Here is a 6,270-nt window from a genome sequence, read left to right as displayed (position 1 = left end):
GGCGTTGCAACAGACTGATGTGAGGGCGGCGCAGCGGCTTAAAAACGCCCCAGCGCCTGCATCTTCCACGCCAGCCACAGCTTGCGCAGCGGCGTGAGGGCGATGCGCTGGTGCAGCACCTGAAAGCCAGAGGCTTCGATTTCGCGCAGCAAGGTGCGGTAAATGCTGGCCATCATGAGGCCGGGTTTTTGGGCGCGGCGGTCGGCCGCAGGCAGCAGGGCCAGGGCTTCGTCGTACAGGGCGTGGGCGCGGGCGGTTTGGAACATCATCAGCGCTTTGAAGTGGTCTGAATAGTTGCGCTCTATCAGTTCGTTGGCCTTGACGCCAAAGCGCTGCTGCTCGTCCAGCGGCAGGTAGATGCGCCCGCGCATGGCGTCTTCGCCCACGTCGCGGATGATGTTGGTCATCTGAAACGCCAAGCCCAGTTTGTGGGCGTAGGCGGTGGTGGCCTCGTCGGTCTGGCCAAAGATGCGGGCGGCGACTTCGCCGACCACGCCAGCCACCAGGTGGCAGTATTGGGTCAGGCCCGCAAAGTCCAGGTAACGGGTTTGGTTCAGGTCCATCTGGCAGCCTTCGATCACGGCCAACAGGTGGTGGCTGTCGATGCCAAAGGCCTGCGTGTGTGGCATCAGCGCTTGCATGACGGGGTGGCTGGGCTGGCCTGCGTAGGCTTGCAGCACTTCTTTTTGCCACCAGGCGAGTTTGGTCGCGGCCACGCCGGGGTCTTTGATTTCATCGACCACGTCGTCCACTTCGCGGCAAAACGCATAAAAGGCGATGATGGCCGCCCGCCGCTCTGCGGTTAAAAACAAAAAGGCGTAATAGAAACTGCTGCCCGAGGCGGCGGCTTTTTGCTGGACGTAGTCTTGCGGGCTCATGGTCTGAGATTCTCGCATCCAATGGGGGGATTCAAGACCGGGGCGCGCCAGACATTTTTTGGAATTGCTGCTTCAGCACTGCCCCTGAACCCCATCCCAGCGCGATGCGCCAGAGCATGGCGCGCATTTCGTGGCGTGGCATTTTGACGCGCTGGGTCAGCGCCGCAGGCCCGGCTTGGCGCAGCAGCGCCACGGTGCGTGCACCGATCAGAGCGGGCAGGGTGCTGGCCAAGCGCAGGCGCAGCGGCTGCAGGGCCAGGCCGTAGCGCAGGCCATTGGCCAGTTGCGCTTGGGTGTGGTCCAGCCATTGGGTGTACAGCGGGGCCAGAGCTTGCAGGGTTTGGGCGGGCCCTGTGTTTTGGTCGGTGTTGTGCTCGGTCAGGGCGGCTTGGGCCAGCGCTTTGGGGGTCAGGCCTGCAAGGGCCAAGGTCTCTACCGGCCAGTAGCAGCGCCCGCTGGCCAAGTCGGCCCCGGCGTCGCGAAGGATGTTCAGGCGTTGCAGGCCCATGCCGTATGAGCGGCCTATGCGCATCATTTCGGCCTGTGGCAGCAGGCTGTAGCCGGGCAGGTGGCGGCCGCAGAGTTCGGTCCAGAACTCACCCACGCAACCGGCCACCAGCCAGGTGTATTGGTTCAATTCGGCTTCGGTGTTCAGGGCGTGCAGGCCGGGGCCAAAGCGGGCCATGTCCAGCTGCTGGCCTTGGGTGATGTGGGCCAGCACTTGGCGCACGCTGGTTTGGTCGGCCTCTGCCAGGGTGTGCAAAAGCGGCAGGCATTCGGGCAGGGCCTGCATGAGGGCGCGTTCGTGCGGGTCGGTTTGTTGCGCAGCAAAGGCTTGCGTGAGGCGCTTCAGTTCGGCGGTTTGGCTTGAACTGGCCAGTGTTTCACCGATCGCTTGGCCCATGAGCGTCAGCAAAACTTGCCGCTCGGCCAGGGGCAGGGCCGTGGTGTCGGCGACGGTGTCGGTGGCCCGGGCCAACAAGTAGCCGATGGCCACCGGCGCTTGCAGCGCGGGGGGCAGCAGGCGAATGGACAGGTCAAAAGACCGCGAGACCTGCCGCAGAATGTTTCGTTGCTCTGCGGACAGACCAGGACGCTGTGGCTGAGAAAATAGGGGGTGTTTGAGCATGGTCAATCGGTATTGTCGCTTGACAGATGGGCCCGCTTTGAATAGATTACTAACCAGTCAGTCATTATTATTTCTTGGAAATCCCATGCTTTCTTCCATGACACTCGCCGCTCGGCGAGTTTTGCATTTTTGCGCCCTTGCTGCTTGTTTGACCACTTTGGTGGCATGTTCCAAGTCCGAAGCGCCACAAGCGCCGTTGCGCTCGGTCAAGTTGCTCACCGTCTCTGGCAGTGATCTGAGTGTGGGCGGTGAATTTTCGGGCGAGGTGCGGGCGCGTGTCGAGTCTCGGCTGGGCTTTCGGGTGGGCGGCAAACTGGTACAGCGGCCTGTCGAGGTCGGGCAGCGGGTGGCCTCGGGGCAGTTGTTGGCCTTGGTTGATGCGCAAGACTACCAATTGGCCGCTCAGGCCGCACAAGCGCAGGTGAGCGCTGCGCAAAGCCAGCGCGATTTGGCCGCAGCCGACTTCAAGCGTTTTGAGGCCTTGAAGGCGCAAAACTTCATCAGTGGTGCCGAGCTGGAGCGCCGCGAAGCCGGCCTGAAATCGGCCGAGGCAGCTTTGAACCAAGCCAAAGCCCAAGCGCAGGCGCAAGGCAATCAGGCCGGTTATGCGCGTTTGACCGCCAGCCATGCGGGTGTGGTCACCGGGGTGGATGCGGAGGTGGGGCAGGTCTTGTCGGCCGGTCAACCGGTGCTGCGTCTGGCCCACGATGGCCCACGGGACGCGGTGTTTGCCGTGTCTGAACAAATGGCGTTGGCTCTGAAAGTAGGGCAAACCATGCAGGTCACGCTTTTGAGCACAGGCCAAAGTGTGCAAGGCAAGGTGCGCGAGCTGGCCGCCAGTGCCGATCCGGTGACGCGCACCTATGCCGTCAAGCTGGCGCTGGAGGCTGGCGAGCGCTTGCCTTTGGGGGCCTCGCTGAATGTGGCGGTGTCCGGCCTGCCGGGCAGCGCGCCCTCGGTCATCAAATTGCCCACCAGCGCATTGCGCCAAGAGGGGCAGGGCACCGCGGTCTGGGTGCTGAATGAGGCGAGCATGACGGTCAACAGCCAAGGGGTTCAGCTCGGCCCGATCGATGGCAACGAGGTGGTGATAGCTGCGGGCTTAAAGCCGGGTCAAAAGGTGGTGAGCGCTGGCGTGCATGTGTTGACGGCGGGCCAAAAAGTCACCGTGTATGGCGCGGCCCCTTTGGCCACAGACAAGCGGTGATCGCATGAGCCACACCGAGAACACCCGTTTCAACCTCTCGCGCTGGGCGCTGGAGCACCCGGCCCTGACACGCTACTTGATGGTGGTGTTGATGGTGTTGGGCATGGCGTCTTATTTTCAGTTGGGCCAAGACGAAGACCCGCCCTTCACCTTCCGCGCCATGGTGGTGCGGGCTTACTGGCCGGGGGCCACCGCTGAGCAAGTGGCCGAGCAGGTGACCGACAAGATCGAGCGCACCCTGCAAGAGGTGCCTTTTGCCGACAAGATCCGCAGCTACTCGAAGCCGGGTGAGGCGCAGATCATTTTTCAGATCAAAGACAACTCGCACCCGGGCGATGTGCCGCAGGTTTGGTACGCGGTGCGCAAAAAAATTGGCGACATGCGTGGCAGTTTGCCGCAGGGCGTGGTAGGGCCGTTTTTCAACGATGAATTTGGCGATGTGTATGGCGTGATTTACGCCTTGGGCGGCCAGGGCTTCACGCCGGCTGAAATCAAGGTGCAGGCCGACCGCTTGCGTCAAGCTTTGCTGCGTGTGCCGGATGTGGCCAAGGTGGAATTGTTTGGCGTGCAGGACGAGAAGGTTTTTGTCGAGGTCTCGCAAAAGAAGCTGGCGCAAATGGGTTTGGACATGGGCGCTGTGGTGGGCCAGCTCAACCAACAAAACGCGGTGGAGTCGGCGGGCAGCATCCAGTCGCCCGCCGATGTGGTCCAGGTGCGAGTAGGGGGGCAGTTTCAGAGCCTGGCCGATTTGCAGGCCATGCCGATTCGGGGCGCTTCCGGGGTTCAGTTGCGCTTGTCCGACATCGCCAACGTGAGCCGTGGGTACGCCGATCCTGCGAGCGTGAAGGTGCGCCACGACGGCCAAGAAGTGATTGCGCTGGGGGTGTCCATGGCCAAAGGCGGCGACATCATTGCCCTGGGCAAGTCCCTGCGGGTGGCGGTCGCGGCCACGCAGGCCAGTTTGCCTGCCGGCATGTCTTTGACGCAGGTTCAGGACCAACCCAGCGCGGTGTCGAGTTCGGTCAATGAGTTCATCAAAGTGCTGATCGAGGCGGTGGTGATCGTGTTGGCGGTGAGCTTTTTGGCGCTGGGCCTGCACAAGCGGCCGGGCCACAACCCTCTGTGGCGGCGTTGGACGCTGGACATCCGACCTGGTTTGGTGGTGGGCATCACGATTCCGCTGGTTTTGGCGGTGACCTTTTTGGCCATGAACTACCTGGGCATTGGCTTGCACAAAATTTCCTTGGGCTCGCTGATCATTGCGCTGGGCTTGCTGGTGGACGACGCCATCATTGCGGTGGAGATGATGGTGCGCAAGATGGAGGAGGGCTACGACAAAGTGCGAGCTGCTACCTTCACGTATGAGCTGACCGCCATGCCCATGCTCACCGGCACCTTGATCACGGCAGCGGGTTTCTTGCCGATCGGCATGGCCAAGTCCACCACGGGTGAATACACCTTTGCCATTTTTGCGGTCACGGTGGTGGCTTTGTTGGTGAGTTGGGTGGCTTCGGTTTATTTTGTGCCTTATCTGGGCACCTTGCTGCTCAAGCCCCCGGCGCATGTGGCGGCGGCCGATCAATTGGATTCGCCGAAGATGTACGACTCTGCGTTTTACCGGCAGTTTCGCGCCTGGGTGACTTGGTGCGTCACGCACCGCTGGAAGACGATCGCCATCACGGTGTTTTTGTTCGCCATGGGTTTGGTGGGCATGGGCAAGGTGCAGCAGCAGTTCTTTCCGGACTCCAGTCGCCCGGAAATATTGGTCGATTTGTGGTTGCCCGAGGGCTCGCCCTTCAAGGCAAGTGAGGCCATCACCCGCCGTGTGGAGCAGCGCCTGGCCCAAGAAGCCGGTGTGAAGTCGGTCACCGCTTGGGTGGGCTCGGGCACGCCGCGCTTTTATTTGCCGATGGACCAGGTGTTTCCCCAGACCAACGTGTCGCAGTTGATCGTGCTGCCCACCGATCTGAAAACCCGCGAGGTGCTGCGGGCCAAGTTGCCCGCCTTGTTGGCCCAGGAGTTCCCCGAAGTTCGGGGGCGGGTCAAGCTGCTGCCCAACGGCCCGCCTGTGCCTTACCCGGTGCAGTTCCGTGTGGTGGGCTCGGACCCGAAGGTCTTGCGCCTGAAAGCCGATGAAATCAAAGCGCAGATGCGCCTGAACACGAACACACGCGGTGTGAACGACAACTGGAACGAGTCGGTCAAGTCGGTGCGCCTGGAGGTGGACCAAGCCAAGGCCCGCGCTTTGGGGGTGACCAGCCAGTCGATCGCACAAGCTTCACGCACCTTGCTGTTGGGCTCTACCGTGGGCCAGTTCCGCGAGGGGGACAAGCTGATCGAGATCGTGTTGCGCCAGCCTTTGGCTGAACGCGATGCCTTGTCGGACCTGGGCCAGGCTTATGTGCCCACGGCCTCGGGGCGGTTCGTTCCTTTGCTGCAAATTGCCACCCCTGTCATGGGCTGGGAGCCGGGCGTGATGTGGCGTGAGGGGCGGCAATACGCCATCACCGTGCAGTCCGACATTGCAGAAGGTCTGCAAGGCGCGACAGTGACGGCGCAGCTGCTGCCTGAGCTTAAAAAGACCGAGGCCAGTTGGCAAAGCCAAGGCTTGAGTGGCTACCGCATCGAGGTGGCGGGCGCGGTGGAAGAAAGCGCCAAAGGCTCGGCCTCGATCGCGGCCGGCGTGCCCATCATGCTGTTCATCACCTTCACGCTGCTCATGCTGCAGTTGCAAAGCTTCAGCCGGGCCATGCTGGTGTTCTTGACCGGGCCGCTGGGCATGGCCGGTGTGGCTGGCGCTTTGCTGGTGTTGGACCGACCTTTTGGATTTGTGGCGCTGCTGGGCGTGATCGCGCTCATGGGCATGATCCAACGCAACTCGGTCATTTTGATCGACCAAATTGAGCAGGACCGGGCGGCGGGCATGCCTGCTTGGCAGGCCATTGTCGAGTCGGCGGTGCGGCGCTTGCGTCCTATCGTGCTCACCGCCGCTGCGGCGGTGTTGGCCATGATTCCGTTGTCGCGCAGCATTTTTTGGGGCCCGATGGCCGTGGCCA

4 protein-coding genes are annotated in these 6,270 nt (G+C 62.3%); 2 read left to right on the top strand and 2 right to left on the bottom strand.

Annotated features, from left to right (window positions below; all coding sequences use genetic code 11):
• Window positions 1–38 precede the first annotated feature (38 nt).
• Together hpnD and Q0341_RS12815 are read right to left on the bottom strand one after the other, a co-directional pair.
• The gene (gene hpnD, locus Q0341_RS12820; protein WP_299513991.1) at window positions 39–878 is read right to left on the bottom strand and encodes a presqualene diphosphate synthase HpnD; all 840 of its coding nucleotides are present in this window, start codon (window positions 876–878) and stop codon (window positions 39–41) included.
• Window positions 879–909: 31 nt separating this feature from the next.
• Entirely contained in the window at window positions 910–2,007 is a 1,098-nt protein-coding gene (locus tag Q0341_RS12815) for a squalene/phytoene synthase family protein (protein ID WP_299513989.1), read from the bottom strand.
• Between the two features lie 85 nt (window positions 2,008–2,092).
• Between Q0341_RS12815 and Q0341_RS12810 the strand changes: the two genes are divergently transcribed.
• Entirely contained in the window at window positions 2,093–3,214 is a 1,122-nt protein-coding gene (locus tag Q0341_RS12810; protein WP_299513987.1) for an efflux RND transporter periplasmic adaptor subunit, read from the top strand.
• A gap of 4 nt (window positions 3,215–3,218) precedes the next feature.
• Window positions 3,219–6,270, top strand: a 3,052-nt coding sequence (locus Q0341_RS12805) for an efflux RND transporter permease subunit (protein WP_299513985.1), incomplete at its 3' end; no start/stop codon positions are given.

It is taken from the genome of uncultured Limnohabitans sp., assembly GCF_937889215.1.
In the GTDB taxonomy this organism is placed as follows: domain Bacteria; phylum Pseudomonadota; class Gammaproteobacteria; order Burkholderiales; family Burkholderiaceae_C; genus Limnohabitans_A.
This window is presented reverse-complemented; position numbering and strand designations above follow the sequence as displayed.

What these genes read in the sequence shown, in the direction of transcription:
- hpnD (WP_299513991.1), bottom strand. Translation starts at nt 878, where the DNA reads ATGAGCCCGCAAGACTACGTCCAGCAAAAAGCCGCCGCCTCGGGCAGC.
- Q0341_RS12815 (WP_299513989.1), bottom strand. Translation starts at nt 2,007, where the DNA reads ATGCTCAAACACCCCCTATTTTCTCAGCCACAGCGTCCTGGTCTGTCC.
- Q0341_RS12810 (WP_299513987.1), top strand. Translation starts at nt 2,093, where the DNA reads ATGCTTTCTTCCATGACACTCGCCGCTCGGCGAGTTTTGCATTTTTGC.